This window comes from Lelliottia sp. CFBP8978 (assembly GCF_034046055.2).
Taxonomy (GTDB): Bacteria; Pseudomonadota; Gammaproteobacteria; order Enterobacterales; family Enterobacteriaceae; genus Enterobacter.
Genome location: NZ_CM188253.1, coordinates 873,413 through 894,779, shown reverse-complemented (window position 1 = coordinate 894,779; position 21,367 = coordinate 873,413). Strand labels below are relative to the sequence as shown.

Here is a 21,367-nt window from a genome sequence, read left to right as displayed (position 1 = left end):
GCGTTTCACAGAAGTGACAATGCCCGAAAATTACCGGGCATTGTTATGGTTAGCAAGCATTACTGCTGGTAGAGCTCAAGCGGTAAGCCATCCGGATCGTTGAAAAAGGTAAAGCGTTTATCGGTAAAGGGATCAATACGAATAGCCTCGCACGTTACACCGTGCTCTTCGAGATGCTTCACTGCCTCATCAATATCATCCACGCTGAAGGCGAGATGGCGCAGCCCGCACGCTTCTGGCCGCGAGGGACGAGTCGGCGGAAAGGGAAACGAGAACAGCTCAATCACATATTGGCCGTTCAGCGCCAGGTCACCTTTCCAGGAGTCACGCTCAGCACGATAGGCTTCGCCCATCAGCGTGAAGCCAAGAACATCGCAATAAAAAGCCTTACTCCTGGCATAATCGGTAGCAATAATAGCAATATGGTGAACCTGTTTTAACCCCAGCATAGCGTCTCCTTTTTTTAAGGACTGAACGTTACAACCGAAAACCATGAGCAGGCAAGCGGTCAGCTATTTTTTAAGACTCGTACCCGGTAGACGCCGCTCTCATCGCGCTTAGCTCCATGAATATCGGTCTCAAAGCCAGGATAATGACGACCTATAGAGCAGAGCATCAACAGGAAATCCAGCACCGCCCTGCTCCGTTCAGTAATCATCTCGCCCGGCATTAATAGCGGGACGCCAGGCGGATAGGGCAAGATCATGTTCGCCGACACGCGCCCCACCAGATTTTCCAGCTCGATAGTTTCCACTTCCCCCTTCACCTGACGTTGCCAGGCTTTGTGCGGCGTCAGCTTCATTTCGGGTAGCACATCAAATGCCTGCAGCATCAGCCGGGGAAGATCGTGCTGGCGGATCAGCCGGTGGATCCCCTGAGCCAGATCCTGGATCCGCATGTTGCGATAAAAATCAGGATCCTCGGCATACAGATCCGGGAGCATATTTTTCACCCGCAGATTGAGATCGTAGGCGCGTTTGAACTCCATTAATCCCCGCAGCAATCCCATCGCGCGGGTTTTATCGATGCCGATACTGAACAAAAACAGCAGGTTGTACGGCCCGGTTTTCTCCACTACCACGCCACGCTCATCGAGGAATTTCGCTACCAGCGCTGCGGGAATACCCTCATCGCTCATCTTTCCCTGCTCGTCCATCCCCGGCGTCAAAATGGTGACCTTCACCGGATCGAGGAACATATGATCCGCATCAGCATCGCGGAATCCATGCCAGCTCTCACCTGGCGCGACGGACCAGCACTCCGCTTCATCAATCTCCTCCGGCTGCCAGATATCAAAGAACCAGCCGTCGGCTTCGTCTTTGAGTCGCTGCACCTCTTTACGAAAATGCAGCGCCCGCTCAACCGAACGGTTGATTAGCCGTTTACCTGGGTTTCCGCGAAGCATCGCTGCCGCCGTTTCGATCGAGGCGACCAGCGGATAGCTGGGCGAGGTAGTGGTGTGCATCATAAACGCTTCGTTAAACGTGTCTTCGTCGTATTCACCTTTAATATGAATCAGCGAAGCCTGCGAGAACGCCGCTAACATTTTGTGCGTCGACTGGGTTTCAAAGAAAACTTTACCCGGAACCCGCTCGCCGCTCATTCCACTTTTGCCCGCATAGATCGGGTGGAAATTAGTGTAAGGAACCCAGGCGGAATCAAAGTGGATCGAGGGAACATCCAGCGTCTGTTTAATCCAGTTGGTGTTGTAAAGCAGCCCATCGTAGGTCGAGTTGGTGATCACCGCGTGAATGGGCCAGCCCGCCCCCTCAACAGATGCGACTTTTTGTTCAATGGCGACGTGGGAAAACTCACGGCGTGGGATTCCCCCCAGAATGCCTAACGCATTTCGCGTCGGCGACAGCCAGAGCGGGACCACATCACTCATCATCAGCAGATGCGCCAATGACTTGTGGCAATTACGATCGATGAGCAATGTACTTCCGGCAGGCGCGGCGTACATACCGACAATCTTATTTGAGGTCGACGTGCCGTTCGTCACCATGTAACTCTGCTCTGCCCCAAAAGTACGGGCAATATACTCCTCGGCCTCCAGATGCGGGCCGGTGTGATCGAGCAATGAACCCAGCTCCGTCACCGAGATCGAGACGTCTGCTTTCAGCGTATTTCCGCCAAAAAAATCGTAAAACAGACAGCCCACCGGGCTTTTCTGATAGGCGGTTCCCGCCATATGGCCCGGCGTACAGAACGTGTACTTCCCTTCCTTCACATAGGTGAACAGGGCGCGGGTGAACGGTGGGGTAATATTGTCGAGATATTCGCGGGTATATTGCTCAACGCGGGTGGCAATATCGTCGGCAGCCCCCAGAGCATATTCAAAAAACCACAGCGCCATGCGCATATCGTGTGCGCTGACATCCATCGTCGAGTGGGTATTGATAAAGGCGTATAGCGGCAGATATTCATTGAGCTGATTAATGTCGCTGCAGAGTTCCAGGTCGTACTCATCCCAGTCAAAGATGACGCCACAGATGCGCGGGTTATGTTCGATAAACTTCAGCAGGTCGGCGCTGTTATGCGGCCAGATAAGTTGATATCCACGGGACTGTAATGCTTGTTCCAGCTCCTTGATGGGCTCGTCTTTATAAAAGACGCCGTGCGGCCCCATAATAGCAATGATGTTCACGGTCTACCTCCTTGAAAAACATTAGATAAGCATAGTTGAGGTAAACGGCAGGTATAAAAAAAGCCGCAACATTGTGCGGCTTTTAAGACTTATGTGACGCTTACGCGTAACCGTAGTTCATCAGGCGCTGGTAGCGACGGTTGAGCAGGTCTTCGGTGCTCAGCACGTCAAGGTCGGCCAAATCGGCCAACAGCTGCGCCTTAAGGGAAGCTGCAATCACTTCCGGCTTACGGTGCGCGCCACCCAGCGGCTCTGGGATCACGGTATCGATCAGTTTCAGCTCTTTCAGGCGTGGCGCGATGATACCCATCGCTTCCGCTGCCAGCGGTGCTTTGTCTGCGCTCTTCCACAAAATGGAAGCACAGCCTTCAGGAGAGATAACGGAATAGGTGCTGTACTGCAACATATTCACTTTATCGCCCACACCGATAGCCAGCGCGCCACCGGAGCCACCTTCACCGATAACGGTACAGATAACTGGCACCTTCAGACGAGACATTTCACGCAGGTTGCGGGCAATGGCTTCAGACTGGCCACGCTCTTCTGCGCCAACGCCCGGGTATGCCCCAGGGGTGTCGATGAAGGTGATGATTGGCATATTGAAACGCTCAGCCATCTCCATCAGACGCAGTGCTTTACGGTAGCCTTCTGGTGCAGGCATACCAAAGTTACGACGAATTTTCTCTTTGGTTTCACGGCCTTTCTGATGACCGATGATCATCACCGGGCGCCCTTCCAGACGTGCGATACCGCCGACAATGGCTTTGTCGTCAGCATAAGCGCGATCGCCTGCCAGTTCGTCAAATTCATCAAACGCCAGGCGGACATAATCCAGGGTGTACGGGCGCTGTGGATGACGAGCCAGCTGGGCTATCTGCCATGCGCCGAGATCGGCAAAGATTTTGCGCGTCAGTTCTACGCTTTTTTCACGCAGACGATGCACTTCTTCGTCGATGTTAATATCCAGTTTTTCATCCTGACGGCTAACGGCTGTCAGAGAATCGATTTTCGCTTCCAGCTCTGCAATCGGCTGTTCGAAATCAAGGAAATTCAGACTCATAGTATTCCTGTATTAGTCAAACTCCAGTTCCACCTGCTCCGAACCAATGAGGCCACGGAGATCGTTAAGTAAACGATCGCTCGGAGAGACACGCCACGTTGCACCAAAGCGCAATCGCGCACGTGCATCCGCCCTCTGATAGTAGAGATGTACTGGAATGGTCCCCGATCGATGGGGTTCCAGAGACTGACGGAGTCGGTTTAAAAGCTGGTCATCAATTTGCCTGTCCGTCAGCGAGATAGCAAGCCCGCGAGCATATTTTTCCCGGGCTTCGTCAATATCCATCACTTCACGGGCCATCATTTTAAGCCCGCCGCTGAAGTCATCAAAGCTGACCTGTCCGCTGACGATAAGTATGCGGTCGTTTTCCAGCAAATGCTGGTATTTTTCCAGCGCTTCGGTGAATAACATCACCTCCAGCCGCCCGGAGCGGTCATCCAGAGTACAGATGCCGATGCGATTACCGCGCTTGGTGACCATAACCCGCGCAGCAATAACGAGCCCCGCCGCCGTGGTCATTTTACCACGTTCTGTCGGATGCATGTCTTTTAGCCTGTAGCCTCCGACATAACGCTCAATTTCTTTCAGGTACTGGTTGATCGGATGTCCCGTCAGGTACAGACCTAACGTTTCACGCTCCCCTTCCAGAACCGTGTGTTCTGGCCACGGCTGACAGCTGGCATAGGATTGCTCGATCTGTTCTGGCTCTTCCGCCAGAACGCCAAACATATCCGCCTGGCCGATGGCTTCGGCTTTAGCATGCTGATCGGCCGCTTTCAGCGCATCGCCGAGAGAATTCATCAGCGCAGCGCGATGCGGGCCGAGGCGGTCAAATGCCCCGGACATGATCAGTTTTTCCAGCACGCGTCGGTTGAGCTTTTTGGTATCGGTACGTGCGCAAAGATCGAAGAGCTCGCGGAAATAACCGCCATTGTTACGCGCTTCGATGATCGCCTCGATCGGACCTTCACCCACGCCCTTGATGGCGCCGATACCGTAAACAATTTCGCCGTCGTCGTTAACGTGGAAATGATACATCCCGGCGTTAATATCCGGCGGCAGGATTTTCAGCCCCATGCGCCAGCATTCGTCGACCAGGCCAACGACTTTCTCGGTATTATCCATATCAGCGGTCATTACGGCCGCCATGAATTCTGCCGGATAGTGCGCTTTCAGCCACAGGGTTTGATAGGACACCAGCGCATAAGCAGCAGAGTGCGATTTGTTAAATCCGTAACCGGCGAATTTCTCCACCAGGTCGAAGATTTTCATCGCCAGTTCGCCATCAACGCCGTTTTTCCTCGCGCCCTCTTCAAATACCGAACGCTGTTTGGCCATCTCTTCTGGCTTTTTCTTACCCATTGCACGACGCAGCATATCCGCGCCGCCAAGTGTATAGCCAGAAAGCTCCTGAGCAATCTGCATGACCTGTTCCTGATACAGGATAATGCCGTAGGTTGGCTCCAGTACGGGTTTCAGGCACTCATGCTGCCATTGCACATCGGGATAAGAAATCTCTTCACGCCCGTGTTTACGGTCGATAAAGTTATCTACCATCCCTGATTGCAACGGCCCCGGACGGAACAGGGCCACCAGTGCGATCATATCTTCAAAGCAGTCAGGCTGAAGACGTTTAATCAAATCTTTCATGCCGCGCGATTCAAGCTGGAATACCGCTGTGGTTTCCGAGCGCTGCAGCATGTCGAAGCTTTTCTTGTCATCAAGCGGAATGGCGGCGATATCAATCGGCTCCAGGCCCTGTTTGGCCCGGCGCGGGTTGATCATCTTGAGCGCCCAGTCGATGATAGTGAGCGTTCGCAAACCAAGGAAGTCGAACTTCACCAGGCCCGCGTACTCCACGTCATTCTTATCAAACTGAGTGACCGGATGTTGGCCAGATTCATCGCAATACAGCGGCGCAAAATCGGTGATTTTCGTCGGTGCGATAACCACCCCGCCGGCGTGTTTACCGGCGTTACGCGTCACGCCTTCCAGCTTACGCGCCATGTCGATCAGCGCTTTAACTTCTTCGTCAGCTTCGTAGATTTCCGGCAGCTGCGGTTCAGCTTCAAAGGCTTTTGCCAGCGTCATACCCGGGTCAGGCGGCACCAGCTTTGAGATGCGATCTACAAAGCCATACGGATGCCCCAGCACACGGCCAACGTCACGAATAACGGCTTTCGCCGCCATGGTGCCGAAAGTAATAATCTGCGATACCGCGTCACGGCCGTACATATCCGCAACGTGTTCAATCACCTGATCGCGCTTCTCCATACAGAAGTCAACGTCGAAGTCGGGCATTGAAACACGTTCCGGGTTAAGGAAACGTTCGAACAGCAGGTCGAATTCCAGCGGGTCGAGGTCGGTAATTTTCAGGGCATAAGCCACCAGCGAGCCAGCACCGGAACCACGGCCCGGGCCTACCGGCACGCCGTTGTCCTTCGACCACTGGATGAACTCCATCACGATGAGGAAGTAGCCCGGGAAGCCCATCTGGTTAATAACCTGAAGTTCGATATCCAGACGCTCGTCGTATTCCGGGCGCTTTTCGGCGCGTTCGGCCGGATCCGGGAACAGAAACTCCAGGCGATCTTCCAGACCCTCTTTCGATTTCGCCACCAGAAAATCTTCAGTGGTCATATCACCAGTCGGGAACTGCGGCAGGAAGTATTCACCTAAACGAACGGTGACATTACAACGTCTGGCAATCTCAACGCTATTTTCCAGCGCCTCCGGAAGATCGGCAAACAGCTCGGCCATCTCATCTTCGGTACGCAGATACTGCTGCGAAGAGTAATGACGCGGTCGCTTGGGATCGTCGAGGGTAAAACCATCGTGGATAGCAACGCGGATCTCATGCGCGTCAAAATCCCCTGTTTCAAGGAAACGCACGTCGTTGGTCGCCACCACCGGCAAGCCGCGCTCCTCTGCAAGGGCAACGGCTGCATGCAGATAGTTTTCTTCATCAGGGCGACCGGTACGAATCAGCTCAAGATAGAAACGATCCGGGAAATGGGTCTCGTAAAACGCCACGCACTGTTCGACCAATGCCTTGTTGCCGCGCAGCAAGCTTTTACCAACATCCCCCATGCGGCCGCCAGAAATGAGCAGCAAACCTTCGTTGAGCTCGGCTAACCACTCGCGGTCGATCCATGGACCCGCCGCGCCGTAACCGCGCTGATACGCACGGGAAATCAGCAGCGTCAGATTTTGATAGCCCGTATTGTTCATGGCCAGCACGGAGATTTGCGTCAGTTCATCGCCCAGCAGATCGCTTTGAACGTGAAAATCTGCGCCAACAATCGGTTTCAGGCCGGAGCCATGCGCCGTTCCGTAGAACTTCACCAGACCGCAAAGGTTAGTGAAATCGGTGATCGCCAGCGCAGGCATGCCAAGGGAGGCCGCCTTTTTTACCAGCGGCCCGGTCTTCGCCAGCCCATCAATCATGGAGTAGTCGCTATGCACCCGCAGGTGTACGAAACGTGGTTCAGCCATCTTCAGATTCCGCGTTACTTAATTGCTTGCGTATTGATTCAGGACACCAGTCCCAGTGCGCGTTTCACCGGACCAAAACTGCGCCGATGATGTTCAGTTGCGCCGTGTTCAGCCAGTCTTTCCAGATGGAAAGCGGTCGGATACCCCTTGTGCTGGGCAAAGCCATACTGGGGAAAAGTGACGTCCAGCGCGGCCATTTCGGCATCACGCGTGACTTTGGCAATAATTGACGCTGCGCTGATTTCGGCTACGCGGCTATCGCCCTTCACCACTGCCAGCGACGGCATGGGTAGCGCAGGACAACGGTTTCCGTCAATCAGCACATATTCAGGGACGATGTGCAATCCAGCAACGGCGCGCTGCATCGCCAGCATGGTGGCATGCAAAATGTTCAGCTCGTCGATTTCATCCGGCTCTGCGCGCCCTAAACTCCACGCCAGCGCTTTTTCTATGATCTCATCGTACAACGCCAGACGGCGTTTTTCGGAAAGCTTCTTTGAGTCATTGAGTCCGACAATGGGACGCGCCGGATCGAGGATAACGGCGGCCGTCACTACGGCGCCGACCAACGGGCCGCGTCCGACTTCGTCCACACCCGCAACCAGATGCGTGTGTGGATAGATGAATTCTATCATTGTGCTAACTCCAGCACCGCGTCCGCCGCTTGCTCATCGGCATTACAGCGGATCTGCTGATGTAATTCCCGGAAAGTGTCATGCATCTGATGGCTGGTTTTACCGTTCGCCAGCAAAGGCAGCAGCGCATCAGCCAGAGCCTGCGGCTGACACTCATCCTGCAATAACTCTTTAACCAGTTCGCGCCCGGCCAGCAGATTGGGTAAAGAAACATAATCCGTCTTCACCAGACGCTTAGCCAGCCAGAAAGTGAACGGTTTCATGCGATAACCCACGACCATCGGGCATTTTGCCAGCATACATTCCAGCGCGGCTGTACCCGAGGCCAGTAACGCAGCATCGCTGGCAACCATTGCCTCACGGCCTTTGCCATCCAGCAAATGAATACGCAAATCGGGCGCAACCTCTGCTTTGATGCGTTCAAACTGCTCACGGCGTTTCGCATTGACCAGCGGGACAACGACTTCCAGATCGGGATAGATTTGACGGAGAATTTGCGCCGTTTTCAGGAAATCGGCGCTGAGCATTTCCACTTCCGCTCCACGACTTCCTGGCAATAACGCCAGGCAGTGAGCCTCATGAGGAATGCCAAGAATATCTCGCGCCGCATTTTTGTCCGGATCAAGTGGCATGGCATCTGCCATGGTGTGACCGATAAAACGGCACGGAACATTGAATCTATCGTAAAACGCTTTTTCGAAAGGCAGAAAAGCAAGCACCAGATGGGTCGATCTGCCTATTTTGAAAACACGTTTCTGTCGCCACGCCCAGACGGACGGACTGACATAGTGAATCGTTTTGATACCCTGTTTTTTCAAATTCCCTTCGAGGGTGATATTGAAATCAGGTGCATCAATACCGACAAATACGTCGGGTTTAAGATCGGTAAAACGACGGGTCAGATCGGCACGAATATGCAGAAGACGACGCAGACGACCCAGCACTTCAACAATGCCCATCACGGCGAGTTCTTCCATCTCGTACCACGCTTCACAGCCTTCTGCCTGCATAAGCGGACCCGCAACACCCACAAAACGGGCATTCGGGATACGAGCCTTGAGCGCACGAATAAGACCAGCGCCAAGAATATCGCCGGAGGTTTCTCCGGCGACCAGGGCTATCGTTAATGGACGGTTATCGACCATTAACGAATCAGACCGCGAGTTGAGCGTTCAAAGAACTCAGTGAACGCTTTCACTTCAGGGTGCTGTTCTGCCAGCTCTGCGACCTCAGGCTTGGCCTCTTCCAGCGTTTTGCCGCTGCGGTACAAAATTTTGTACGCGTTACGGATCGCTGTAATGGCTTCGCGGCTAAAGCCACGGCGCTTGAGACCTTCAATGTTGACACCAAATGGCGTCGCATGATTGCCCTGCGCAATAACATACGGAGGAACATCCTGCGCTACACCGGAGCAGCCGCCGACCATCACGTGCGCCCCAATGATGCAGAACTGATGGACCGCCGTCATTCCGCCAATAATGGCGAAATCATCAACCGATACGTGTCCCGCCAGCGTTGCGTTGTTGGCGAGAATACAGCGGCTTCCTACGGTACAGTCATGCGCAATATGCGCATTGACCATAAACAGGTTGTCGCTGCCCACCTTCGTCAATCCACCGCCCTGTACTGTGCCACGATGAATGGTGACGCTTTCGCGAATGCGATTACGATCGCCGATTTCCACACGGGTCGGCTCGCCAGCATATTTCAAATCCTGGTTCGCTTCGCCAATGGAGGCAAACTGATAGATCTCGTTTTCGCGGCCAATGGTCGTATGACCATTCACGACGACATGAGACTTCAGTACGGTCCCCTCACCAATGACGACATGGGGTCCAACAATACAAAAAGGACCAATATGGGCGTTAGCACCAATAACGGCACCCTCTTCCACAATGGCGGTTGGATGAATAAAGGCGGATTTATCAATCACGTATCAGGCCTCCCGGCTACGCGCACACATCATCGTAGCTTCGCAAACAACTTTGCCGTCAACCAGAGCAACGCCTTTGAAGCGCGTCAGGCCACGGCGCGTTTTCTCAAAAGTGACTTCCATGATCATCTGATCACCAGGTACGACTGGACGCTTGAAGCGCGCTTCATCAATACCCGCGAAGTAATAAAGTTCACCAGGCTCCAGTTTTCCAACGCTTTTAAACGCCAGAATACCGGTGGCCTGCGCCATTGCTTCCAGGATCAAAACACCCGGGAAGATAGGTTTACCAGGGAAGTGTCCCTGGAAGAATGGCTCATTCACTGAGACATTTTTCACTGCGCGCAGAAAACGACCTTCTTCAAAATCCAACACACGATCCACCAGCAAGAACGGGTAGCGGTGCGGCAGAAGCTCTAAAATCTCTTCAATATGCAGAGTATGAGTGTCGGTAGTCAAAATACTCTTCCTGTCAAAATGTACTGAATAGCAATAATAACACGGCCTGCCGGTTTAGAAGAAAGCCGACAGGCCGGGAAATTTAGCGTTATGCGGATGAACGCTTAGTCTTGTTGATCGATTTTGCGCTCAATAGCTTTGAGACGCTTGCTCATATCATCAATATTCATCACCAGGGCTGCGGTTTTACGCCACACTTTGTTTGGTTGCAGCGGAATGCCGGAGGAGTAGACACCTGGCTCAGTGATAGGACGCATCACCATGCCCATGCCTGTCACCGTGACTTTATCGCATATTTCCATATGCCCATTGATCACGCTGGCACCACCGATCATGCAGTAACGGCCTATTTTCAGGCTGCCTGCCATGATTACGCCGCCCGCAACTGCCGTATTGTCGCCAATAACCACGTTGTGCGCAATCTGACACTGATTATCAATGATCACACCATGGCCAATGACGGTATCGTCGAGCGCACCGCGGTCAATGGTCGTACACGCACCGATCTCAACGCGATCGCCGATAATGACGCGGCCAAGCTGGGGGATCTTGATCCAGTTGCCACGATCGTTGGCGTAGCCGAAACCGTCCGAACCGATAACGGTGCTGGACTGAATCAAACAGTTCTCGCCAATCTCGATCTCATGATAAATGGTCACGTTGGCCCATAAACGCGAGCCTGCACCAATTTTCGTGTTTTTACCCACGAAGCAACCCGCGCCAATCACAACGTTATCACCCAATACGACGCTGGATTCGATAACGGCATTCGGACCAATGGCTACGTTGCTACCCAGCTGCGCCGAAGGATCGATGACTGCACTGGCAGCAATGTTCTGCGCCGGCTGCGGCGTGGTATCTAAAATCTGAGCCATGCGCGCGTAAGTAAGGTAGGGATTTTTCACTACCAACGCAGCGCTTGTGGCAAACGGAAGGTCGTCCTGCGTCAGAACGACAGCAGACGCCTGGCATTGAGCCAGGTGTTCACGGTACTTAGGGCTTACCATGAACGTAATAGTGCCTGCTTTAGCAGATTGCATGGACGCAACAGCGGTGATGACGATATCGCCATCACCGTGTAATTCTGCATCCAACTGCTGAGCGAGTTCAGCCAGTCGAATTGAAGGCATTACTTATTTAACCTGTTTCAGCACATCTGCAGTGATGTCTTTAACATCGCTGCTATTGAAAGCAACAGCATTCGCGTCAACAACCAGATCGATGTTCTGATCGGCAGCAACAGATTTCACAGCAGTCTGGATACGGGTAACCAGTTTACCGCGTTCTTCGTTAGAACGACGCTGACGATCCTGCTCGAAAGCCTGCGCTTTCTGGGAGAAAGTCTGGCGCTGTGCCATGACGTCTTTTTCCAGCTTGCTGCGGTCGCTAGCCTTCATGGTAGAACCATCACGCTGCAGACGCTGCATTTTGGACTGAAGGTCGTTTTCCATACCTTGCAGTTCGCCAGCACGGCCTTTGAATTCATTTTCCAGAGTGGCAGAAACGCCCGTTTTCTGTGCAACTTGCTGGAAAAGATTACCCATGTTGACGATTGCAATTTTGTCCGCTGCCTGAGCAGAAGTCACCATTGCCAAACCCAGACCTGCAGCTAATAACCACTTTTTCACAATAAACTCCTTACCATCCCATTGGCACCCGAAGGTACCGTTCTTTGCGTGGCAAGGCGATCGTCTGTGCGATCGCCGGTTGTCAGCGCTACACTGCCAACGCATTCCATTGCAACGGAAAGTTACCAGGTTTTACCAATGTTAAACTGGAACTGCTCCGCTTTGTCTCCATCGTATTTTTTAAACGGCTGGGCGTAGGAGAAGACCAACGGCCCCAACGGCGACATCCATTGTAATGCGATACCTGCAGACATGCGAATATTGCTCGGATCGCTGTAATCCGGCACACCTTCTGCTTTCATCTGAGCAGTGTTCTCCCAGTTGGTATCCCACACGGTACCCGCATCCCAGAAGAAAGAGGTACGCACAGAGTTCGCATACTTATCGCTGATGAATGGCGTAGGCGTGATGAACTCCAGGCTGGCGACGCCCATGGCGTTACCGCCTACGGCATCATCAGAACTACAGACGTCTTTAGAAGACGCTTTATCACAGTTATCATCATCGTTACCGCCGTAGTACACCGCTTTCGGACCAATGTTATTGGACTGGAAGCCACGTACCGTGCTGGAACCACCGGCATAGAAGTTCTCATAGAATGGCAACTCTTTGCCACCTAAGCCGTCACCGTAACCCCAACGCGTACGACCCAGTACCACCCACTTGTGATCCCCATCAATCGGGAAGTAAGAAGCGGTATCCAGCGTCAACTTGTAGAACTCGTTATCAGAGCCCGGAACAGTCACTTTACCATTCAGGTTGACGCGAGAACCTTCTGTCGGGAAGAAACCACGGTCAAGACGGTTGTATGTCCAACCATAGTTGAAGGTGAAGTCATCTGCAGCAAAACCGTTGTTGTCGCTTGACGTGCTGGCTGACTGACCGATGGAATCCAGATAACGCCACATTGCCACCTGAGGTTGCATATTGGACAGGTCGTTATGCACATAACCTAAACCAGCACGCAGGGTGTTGTATTCGTTAATCGGGAAGCCGAGCGTACCATCCAGACCATAACTTTTGTTGGTGTAGGAGGAGAGATCAGCATCGTCTGCTTTAAAGTCGTTATAGAAGATACGACCGCCCAGACTCACACCATCAACGGTGAAGTACGGGTTAGTAACAGAGAATTCAGAGTAGGTTTGGTAGTCATTCTTGGTACCGTTGATACCCACAGAATAACCCGTACCCAGCCAGTTATCCTGCTGAACACCGACCTGGAAGCTCACGCCACTTTCTGTGCCGTAACCCACACCGAAGTTAAAGCTACCGGTATTACGCTCTTTAACCTTGTAGACAACGTCTACCTGATCCGGGCGGCCTGCCACACGTTGAGTATCGGTATCAACGGTTTCGAAATAGCCCAGACGATTCAAACGTTCTTTGCCCTGATCGACCAGATCGCTACCTAACCATGCGCCTTCCATCTGGCGCATTTCGCGACGCAGTACGGAGTCTTTGGAGGTATCGTTACCTTCAAAGCGAATCTTACGCACGTAGAAACGATTGCCAGCATCCACATTGACGTGAAGCTTGACCGTTTTGTCGGTATCGTTAATTTCTGGCTGTGTCTGTACACGCGGGTAGGCATAACCATAGCGGCCGAGCAGCTTTTTAATGCCGTCTTCCATTTTGGTCACTTTAGCACCGCTATACAGTTCACCCGGCTGGAGTTTCGTCAGGCTCTCGATCTCAGCAGAATGCCCCGCCAGGTTTCCACTCACTTCAACACCAGAAAGCTTGTACTGATCGCCTTCAGTAATGTTAACCGTAATGTAGATCCCTTTCTTGTCCGGAGTCAGACTGACTTGCGTCGAGTCAATGTTGAAACGGGCATAACCGCGGTCCAGATAGTAGCTACGCAAGGTTTCGAGATCGCCCGCCAGCTTCTGCTTCTGGTATTTACGATCCCCAACCACGTTCCACCACGGTACTTCGTCGCGGAGCTGGAATGTCGAGATCAACTCGTCCGTACTGAACGCATGGTTACCCACGATGTTGATCTGCTGGATTTTCGCAGAAACCCCTTCCTGGAAGACAAGCTTCAGGTCAACGCGGTTACGTGGCAGCGGAGTAACAACCGCTTTTACGCTCGCGCTATATTTACCGACGCTATAGTAGAAATCTTCGAGTCCTTTTTCGATATCGGACAGGGTGGTGCGGTCCAGAGATTCACCGACACGAACGCCAGATGCTTCAAGGTTTTGCTTGAGCATGTCATCTTTCACCGACTTGTTGCCGGAGAAAGTAATACTGGCAATCGTCGGGCGTTCTTTCACCTGAACCAGCAGCGTATCACCATCACGAAGGACGCGAACATCCTCAAAGTTGCCAGTGGCAAACAATGCGCGAATGGTATTACTGATATCTTCATCATTAACCGTGTCGCCCTGGCGAACTGGCATACTGAGGAGGGCCGCACCGACGGCGACACGCTGAAGACCTTCGAAATGAATATCCTTCACCACGAAACCTTCAGCACCGTATACGGTTGCGCTGCTAAACAGCAGCGACGCTATGAGCAACTTTTTCATCGCCATCGTTATTATGCATTCTTCCTAACTATCTCTCTTACAACCGAGAGAAATCATTGAAAAGCGCAAGCCCCATTAACAGCACCAGCAGTATCGAGCCAATGCGATAACTAAAGTCTTGAACTCGCTCGGATACCGGTCCGCCTTTTAGCTTTTCGATCGCTAAAAACAGCAGATGCCCCCCGTCTAAAACGGGAAGCGGGAACAGGTTGATTATCCCCAGGTTCACGCTAATGAGCGCGAGAAACATGAGATAGTAAATCACCCCGAATTCCGCTGACATCCCAGCCCCCTGAGCGATAGAAATCGGCCCACTGAGGTTGTTCAGTTTCACATCACCGGTTATCAATTTCCCCAACATGTTGACCGTAAGCTTCATCAATTGCCATGTTTTATCCGTGGCTTCAACGATAGCGCTAAACGGCCCATACTGGCGTATTGTTTTGTACTCATCTGGCAGCGGGATGACTTTTGGCACCACGCCAGCAAATCCTTCTGCCTTACCACCACCCGGTTTGGTATCCGGGATTAGCGTCAGAGAGAGCGGACTCCCCTGTCTTTCAACTTCAAGCGCCAACGGCGTGCCTGGATTATCGCGCACCAGAATAACAAAGGTCATCCACTGCGTTAAAGGCTGACCATCGACTTTAACGATCCTGTCGCCCGCTTGCAAACCTGCTTTACGTGCGGCCGAATCGGCCTGTACTTCTGCTAACACCGGTTCGATCTGCGCACCACGTGGGCGAATGCCCAGTGCTGCAACAGGATCTTCTTTGTCAGGCTCGAAAGTCCAGTGACGTAAATCGAGGACTTTTTCTTCTCGCTGACTGGCACCAAACGGTGAAACGCTGACCGTTGCCTGCTCATCACCGATTTTAGAAACCAATTGCAGCCTGACGGCATCCCAATCAGGGGTTTCGATGCCATCTATCGCTTTAAGTTCCATGCCTGGTGTAATTTGCGCCGTTGCAGCGATTGAATTGGCTGTAATTTCACCAACAACCGGACGAACACCAGGGACACCGATGATAAACACCAGCCAATAAGCGAAAACAGCAAAGATGAAATTGGCTACCGGGCCGGCAGCAATGATGGCGGCGCGCTGGCCGACCGTTTTATTATTGAATGCGTAGTGTCGCATTTCGGGTGCAACAGGTTCGACGCGTTCATCAAGCATTTTGACGTAGCCGCCGAGCGGGATCAGCGCAATGACAAACTCAGTGCCGTGACGATCGGTTCGACGCCACAGCGACTTACCAAAGCCAACAGAAAAACGCTCGACTCGAACCCCGCAACGCCGGGCAACCCAGAAATGGCCAAACTCATGCACGGTGATCAGTACACCCAGTGCAATGATGAACGCCGCCAGATTCCAGAGAATGCTCAGCATAAAACCTTCCGTTAAATCGTCCCGAATACCAGCAACAACAGGCATGCAAACACAGGTACCGCAGCCGTCAGACTATCTATGCGATCCAATATTCCACCATGTCCCGGAATAAGATGACCGCTGTCTTTAATCCCTGCTTCACGCTTAAACATACTCTCGGTCAAGTCACCTAATACGGATGCCAGCGCAGCAAAGATAGAACAAATCAGCAGGGTAGTCGGTGCGACGTCAAGATTCGCCCACACGCCATATCCCCACGAGATGATTGCTGCCGTAAACAGACCACCGAAGAAACCCTGCCATGTTTTGCCAGGAGAAACCTTTGGAGCCAGTTTATGTTTGCCAAAGAGTTTACCAAACATATAGGCGCCAGAGTCAGCCCCCCACACCAGAATCATCACATAAAGCAGCCACAATGCGCCGCTGTAGTGGTTCTGATCGTAGTGCCAGGCACGTAACACCAGCATACCCCAGAAAAAAGGAATGATTGTGAGCAGGCCAAAAATCAGACGCAGCGTTTTAGAGTTGCGCCAAATCGTCGCAGAACCGGGATAAAAAAGAACCAGTAAAAGCGCGGCAATCCACCAGCCCAACGATGCCCATAGCGAACCAGCCACCAATGGCTGATGAATATCATGATGATACTCAGGCAGCATAAACAGCATCAGCGCCAGCAACAGGCCACAGAGTACCGCCAGCCATACCCGCTGAGTGCGCGACGTAAAGCCGCTAAGCTGCCCCCATTCCCACGCTGCGAGCATACACACCACCAGCGTGACAATAGCAAATCCCACCGGCGGCAGTAAAAACAACGCTGCGATAACGATGGGTATTAATACAAAAGCGGAAATCAGGCGATACTTCAGCAAAAGCTACCCCCATCAGACTTTTTCGGCGCCTGGCTCAGTGCCGCCGAAGCGACGCTCACGATTGGCAAAGGCATACAGCGCACCTTCAAAGTCTTGTTCATCAAAATCGGGCCAAAGAACATCCGTAAAGTAAAGTTCGGCATAGGCAATTTGCCAAAGCAAAAAATTACTGATGCGATGTTCTCCCCCTGTCCTAATTACCAAATCCACGGGTGCCAGTTCATTCATGCAGATTTGCTTTCCGAGCGCGTCTTCATCAATTTGGTCGGGTCTCAACAGCCCTTCCTGAACTTGTTCAGCCAAATGCCGAACCCCCTGGATAATGTCCCAACGTCCGCCATAGTTCGCCGCGATATTGAGCGTCAGACCGGTATTATTTTCGGTTAACGCTTCCGCTTTACGAATACGTTCCTGCAAACGTGAGTTAAAACGACTGGTATCGCCAATGATGCGCAAACGCACGTTGTGACGGTGCAGGCTTTTTACTTCGCTGTCTAACGCCCACACAAACAACTCCATCAACGCAGTGACTTCCTGCGCAGGTCGATTCCAGTTCTCACTGCTAAAAGCATAGAGCGTTAACGCATCAATGCCGTTATTAGCAGCAAAAGAGACGGCGCGGCGAACAGATTTCGCCCCAGCTTTATGCCCAAAGGCTCGTATCTTCCCTTGTCTTTTCGCCCAGCGCCCATTGCCATCCATAATGATTGCTACATGACGACAGCCATGAGCTGGCAAGTTTTCGCTTATTGGTTGATTCGCAGACAACATAACGCGTTATTAGTCCCTGAAAGGATTAAGCGGTACTCAGGAATACTGAAGCCTTTACACAAAAAAGCCGTGTCAAACCACGGCTTACCTGACCACTCAAAGTCAAATACCTGCGAGCAGATGGCGCAGACTATATCACTGAAGCCCAACGCTAACAAATAGCACAACCACGAGTGGATGGATTATCACCAGCTTGCGAGTCGTGTCACTTGTTTACGCGCTTCAGCGCGAGCCTGTGCATCTACTGCCAACACTTCTTCTACACTCTGTGGTTCACGTAAATCCATTATTTCGAGAACCGACAGATTGAGCGCCGCAATATCGGTGAAGCGGATTTGCTCTTTCAGAAATGCCTCAACGGTAATTTCATTGGCTGCATTGAGTGCCGTCGTTGCCGCCTGCCCATGGTCAAAAGCGTTCATCGCCAGCTTCAGACACGGGTATCGGTCATAGTCAGGTTCACTAAATGTCAGTGAGCTGAGCTTGCAAAAATCGAGCGGTTTTGCCCCAGAGATCACCCGGTTTGGCCACGCCATCGAGTGTGCGATTGGTGTGCGCATATCCGGTTCACCCAATTGCGCCAGAACGCTTCCGTCCTGATAACGCACCATGGAATGAATCACCGACTGCGGGTGGATCAGCACTTCCATCTGTTTCGCTGAGGCATTAAACAGCCAGCGAGCTTCAATGTATTCCAGACCTTTATTCATCATGGTGGCAGAATCGACGGAGATTTTTCGTCCCATCGACCAGTTCGGATGGCGACAAGCCTGATCGGGCGTCATACAAGCCAGCTCAGACAATGGCGTTTCACGGAATGGGCCACCAGACCCGGTAAGCAGAATAGACACAACCCCATTCTGCTCAAGGGAAGCGTACCCCAGGTTTTGCTGAAAAGGTTGCGGCAAACTCTGAAAAATCGCGTTATGTTCGCTATCAACCGGTAAAAGACGCGCGCCACGCTGCTTCACCGCCTCCATAAAGAGACGACCGCAGGTCACCAGCGACTCTTTGTTCGCCAGCAATACCGTTTTACCTGCATCAATCGCGGCAAGCGTTGGCAACAGCCCGGCAGCACCGACAATCGCCGCCATGACCAGGTCGACTTCATCGAGCGCCACCATCTCACAGGCTGCCTGATGCCCGCACAGAACGTCCGTCCGACTCTGTTTCTCGGCCAATAACGCTTTGACCTGGCGAGCACTTTCCTCGTCATCCATCACCGCATAGCGGGGAGAGAACTCCAGGCACTGCTCAACCATACGCTGCACGTTCTTGCCGGCTACAAGGGCCGTCACCGTATAATGTTCAGGATTATGGCGAACAACGTCGAGAGTGCTGCAACCTATCGAACCGGTCGAGCCGAGGAGAGTTAAATGCTTCATGAGATGCCCGGAGAAAGTTAAACCATATAAAAGCAAAACGCCGCCAGCAAAGTCACCAGGACTTTCTGAACGGCGTTTATCAGATTATGTCAGAAATCAGAACTGCATCAGTTCCGCTTCTTTATCTGCCAGCGCCGCATCAACTTTCTTGATAGCAGCATCAGTCATTTTCTGAACGTCGTCCTGAGAACGGCGATCGTCATCTTCACTGATCTCTTTTTCTTTCAGCAGAGCTTTCACTTTATCGTTCGCATCACGGCGGACGTTACGTACGGCAACGCGCGCGCCTTCGGCTTCACCACGAACCACTTTGATCAGCTCTTTACGACGCTCTTCGGTCAGTGGAGGCAATGGAACGCGGATATCGGTTCCCGCAGAGCTTGGGTTCAGACCCAAATCGGACGCCATGATAGCTTTCTCTACAGCCGGGCCCAATGAACGATCGAAAACGTTGATTTTCAGGGTACGGGTGTCTTCTACCGTCACGCTTGCCAGCTGACGCAGCGGAGTTGGGGTACCGTAGTATTCCACTACAATGCCATCCAGCAGGCTTGGGGAAGCACGACCAGTACGCACTTTGCTGATTTGGTTTTTGAACGCTTCTACGCATTTTTCCATGCGTGTTTCAGCATCTTTTCTGATGTCGTTAATCACGTTACGAGTCCTTGAAAACTTGTCTCAGGCAGACTATCCGCCAGCACAGCCGTATGGGTGTGTGCTAAGTATAGTCGCGTTTAATTCATGACAGCGCCAAAGGCGCGCCCAGGTAAGAATGCCACTACAAAGTAATGCGGAATCTTACCTGTATTTGTCGTCAACGGAAATTATTCCGTGATCAAAGTGCCTTCTTTTTCGCCCATCACTACGCGACGCAGTGCACCAGGCTTATTCATGTTGAAGACACGAATCGGTAATTTGTGGTCGCGAGCCAGCGTGAAGGCGGCAAGATCCATCACTTTCAGCTCTTTATCCAGCACTTCAGTGTAGCTCAGCTGTTCGTACATGGTGGCGGTAGGATCTTGTGCCGGGTCGGCGGTAAACACGCCATCCACTTTAGTCGCTTTCAGAACCACATCGGCTTCGATTTCAATACCGCGCAGACATGCAGCGGAATCGGTAGTAAAGAATGGATTACCCGTACCGGCGGAGAGAATCACTACACGGTTATTACGCAGCAGGCTAATCGCCTCAGCCCAGCTGTAATTATCGCACACGCCATTCAGCGGAATAGCGGACATCAGTCGAGCATTAACATACGCACGATGGAGTGCATCGCGCATCGCCAGGCCATTCATTACGGTTGCGAGCATACCCATGTGGTCACCCACAACGCGGTTCATACCCGCTTTCGCCAGACCAGCGCCACGGAAAAGGTTGCCACCGCCAATGACCACGCCAACCTGGATACCCAGTTCAACCAGTTCTTTGATTTCCTGTGCCATGCGGTCAAGAATGCTTGCGTCAATACCGAAGCCTTCTGTTCCCTGCAGTGCTTCGCCACTCAGCTTAAGCAGAATGCGTTTGTACACGGGTTTTGCATTGGTAGCCATGTTTCTTTCCTGAGACTGTCAACGATTGAGATGGGGGTTAATTCTGGCGACATAGTATGTCGCATATCAGTACAGAAACCACGGGGGTCTGTCTGATTTTCACATGACGGGCAAAAAGAAGCCGCCCTCAGGCGGCTCCTTCGCAATCATTAAGACTGCTTGGACATTGCAGCAACTTCTGCTGCGAAGTCAGTTTCAACTTTCTCGATGCCTTCGCCCACTTCGAAGCGGATGAAGCCAGTCACGTCAGCGTTGTGCTCTTTCAGCAGCTGAGCAACAGATTTGCTTGGATCCATAACGAATGGCTGGCCAGTCAGAGAAACTTCGCCGGTGAATTTCTTCATGCGGCCTTCAACCATTTTCTCTGCGATTTCTTTTGGCTTGCCAGACTGCATGGCGATGTCCAGCTGAACCTGGTACTCTTTTTCAACAACTTCAGCAGACACATCTTCAGGCTTAACGAATTCTGGTTTGCTTGCAGCGATGTGCATAGCCAGCTGTTTAACCAGCTCTTCGTCTGCGCCTTTAGCTGCAACCAGAACACCGATACGCGCGCCGTGCTGGTAAGAACCCAGTACTTCGCCTTCCAGGGAAGCTACGCGACGGATGTTGATGTTCTCACCGATTTTAGCAACCAGCGCAACACGTTCTTCTTCGAACTGTGCTTTCAGAACTTCAACGTCAGTGATTTTGCCAGCAACTGCTGCGTCCAGAACTTTGTTAGCAAATGCCTGGAAACCACCATCTTTAGCAACGAAGTCAGTCTGGCAGTTAACTTCCAGAATGATGCCGTAGTTGCCGTCGATCTTAGTGATGATCACGCCGTCTGCTGCAACGTTACCTGCTTTTTTCGCCGCTTTGATCGCGCCGGATTTACGCATGTTTTCAATTGCCAGCTCAATGTCGCCGTTCGCTTCAGTCAGCGCTTTTTTGCAATCCATCATGCCTGCGCCAGTACGTTCGCGCAGCTCTTTTACCAGGGATGCGGTAATTTCAGCCATTCTTTAATCC

General features: G+C 52.2%; 18 protein-coding genes. All 18 read right to left on the bottom strand.

Features of this window, described 5'->3' with window-relative positions:
- Nucleotides 1-59: 59 nt before the first annotated feature.
- The gene (locus SOM82_RS04100; RefSeq protein WP_320460281.1) at nt 60-449 is read right to left on the bottom strand and encodes a VOC family protein; all 390 of its coding nucleotides are present in this window, start codon (nt 447-449) and stop codon (nt 60-62) included.
- Between the two features lie 59 nt (nt 450-508).
- On the bottom strand, nt 509-2,647 hold the full coding sequence (locus tag SOM82_RS04095; protein WP_320460282.1) for a lysine decarboxylase LdcC: 2,139 nt from the start codon (nt 2,645-2,647) through the stop codon (nt 509-511).
- Nucleotides 2,648-2,747: 100 nt separating this feature from the next.
- On the bottom strand, nt 2,748-3,707 hold the full coding sequence (gene accA, locus SOM82_RS04090; protein ID WP_154127265.1) for an acetyl-CoA carboxylase carboxyl transferase subunit alpha: 960 nt from the start codon (nt 3,705-3,707) through the stop codon (nt 2,748-2,750).
- Between the two features lie 12 nt (nt 3,708-3,719).
- The gene (gene dnaE, locus SOM82_RS04085; protein WP_320460283.1) at nt 3,720-7,202 is read right to left on the bottom strand and encodes a DNA polymerase III subunit alpha; all 3,483 of its coding nucleotides are present in this window, start codon (nt 7,200-7,202) and stop codon (nt 3,720-3,722) included.
- Between the two features lie 38 nt (nt 7,203-7,240).
- Nucleotides 7,241-7,837, bottom strand: coding sequence for a ribonuclease HII (rnhB, locus tag SOM82_RS04080; RefSeq protein ID WP_320460284.1), 597 nt, complete (start codon nt 7,835-7,837; stop codon nt 7,241-7,243).
- A complete protein-coding gene (lpxB, locus tag SOM82_RS04075; RefSeq protein ID WP_320460285.1) occupies nt 7,834-8,982 on the bottom strand; it encodes a lipid-A-disaccharide synthase in 1,149 nt (382 codons plus the stop codon). The genes rnhB and lpxB overlap by 4 nt, the downstream gene beginning before the upstream one ends.
- Nucleotides 8,982-9,770 (bottom strand): acyl-ACP--UDP-N-acetylglucosamine O-acyltransferase, encoded by a 789-nt coding sequence (gene lpxA / locus SOM82_RS04070; RefSeq protein WP_320460286.1) that lies wholly within the window; start codon nt 9,768-9,770, stop codon nt 8,982-8,984. The genes lpxB and lpxA overlap by 1 nt, the downstream gene beginning before the upstream one ends.
- Before the next feature lie 3 nt (nt 9,771-9,773).
- Nucleotides 9,774-10,229, bottom strand: coding sequence for a 3-hydroxyacyl-ACP dehydratase FabZ (fabZ, locus tag SOM82_RS04065; RefSeq protein ID WP_007373234.1), 456 nt, complete (start codon nt 10,227-10,229; stop codon nt 9,774-9,776).
- Nucleotides 10,230-10,333: 104 nt separating this feature from the next.
- Entirely contained in the window at nt 10,334-11,359 is a 1,026-nt protein-coding gene (gene lpxD, locus SOM82_RS04060; RefSeq protein ID WP_320460287.1) for a UDP-3-O-(3-hydroxymyristoyl)glucosamine N-acyltransferase, read from the bottom strand.
- A gap of 3 nt (nt 11,360-11,362) precedes the next feature.
- Nucleotides 11,363-11,857 (bottom strand): molecular chaperone Skp, encoded by a 495-nt coding sequence (gene skp / locus SOM82_RS04055; protein WP_320460288.1) that lies wholly within the window; start codon nt 11,855-11,857, stop codon nt 11,363-11,365.
- Between the two features lie 122 nt (nt 11,858-11,979).
- Nucleotides 11,980-14,397, bottom strand: a complete 2,418-nt coding sequence (gene bamA, locus SOM82_RS04050) for an outer membrane protein assembly factor BamA (protein WP_320460289.1) — start codon at nt 14,395-14,397, stop codon at nt 11,980-11,982.
- A 31-nt stretch (nt 14,398-14,428) separates the two neighbouring features.
- A complete protein-coding gene (gene rseP / locus SOM82_RS04045; protein ID WP_320460430.1) occupies nt 14,429-15,781 on the bottom strand; it encodes a sigma E protease regulator RseP in 1,353 nt (450 codons plus the stop codon).
- A gap of 11 nt (nt 15,782-15,792) precedes the next feature.
- Nucleotides 15,793-16,650, bottom strand: coding sequence for a phosphatidate cytidylyltransferase (gene cdsA, locus SOM82_RS04040; RefSeq protein WP_154127257.1), 858 nt, complete (start codon nt 16,648-16,650; stop codon nt 15,793-15,795).
- A gap of 12 nt (nt 16,651-16,662) precedes the next feature.
- A complete protein-coding gene (ispU, locus tag SOM82_RS04035; RefSeq protein WP_320460290.1) occupies nt 16,663-17,421 on the bottom strand; it encodes a (2E,6E)-farnesyl-diphosphate-specific ditrans,polycis-undecaprenyl-diphosphate synthase in 759 nt (252 codons plus the stop codon).
- A gap of 185 nt (nt 17,422-17,606) precedes the next feature.
- Complete coding sequence (ispC, locus tag SOM82_RS04030; RefSeq protein WP_320460291.1) at nt 17,607-18,806, bottom strand: 1-deoxy-D-xylulose-5-phosphate reductoisomerase; 1,200 nt, start codon at nt 18,804-18,806, stop codon at nt 17,607-17,609.
- 96 nt (nt 18,807-18,902) lie between these two features.
- Nucleotides 18,903-19,460, bottom strand: coding sequence for a ribosome recycling factor (frr, locus tag SOM82_RS04025; protein WP_095280841.1), 558 nt, complete (start codon nt 19,458-19,460; stop codon nt 18,903-18,905).
- Nucleotides 19,461-19,630: 170 nt separating this feature from the next.
- Entirely contained in the window at nt 19,631-20,356 is a 726-nt protein-coding gene (gene pyrH / locus SOM82_RS04020; RefSeq protein ID WP_154127253.1) for a UMP kinase, read from the bottom strand.
- A 149-nt stretch (nt 20,357-20,505) separates the two neighbouring features.
- Nucleotides 20,506-21,357, bottom strand: coding sequence for a translation elongation factor Ts (gene tsf, locus SOM82_RS04015; protein WP_154127252.1), 852 nt, complete (start codon nt 21,355-21,357; stop codon nt 20,506-20,508).
- Nucleotides 21,358-21,367: the final 10 nt, after the last annotated feature.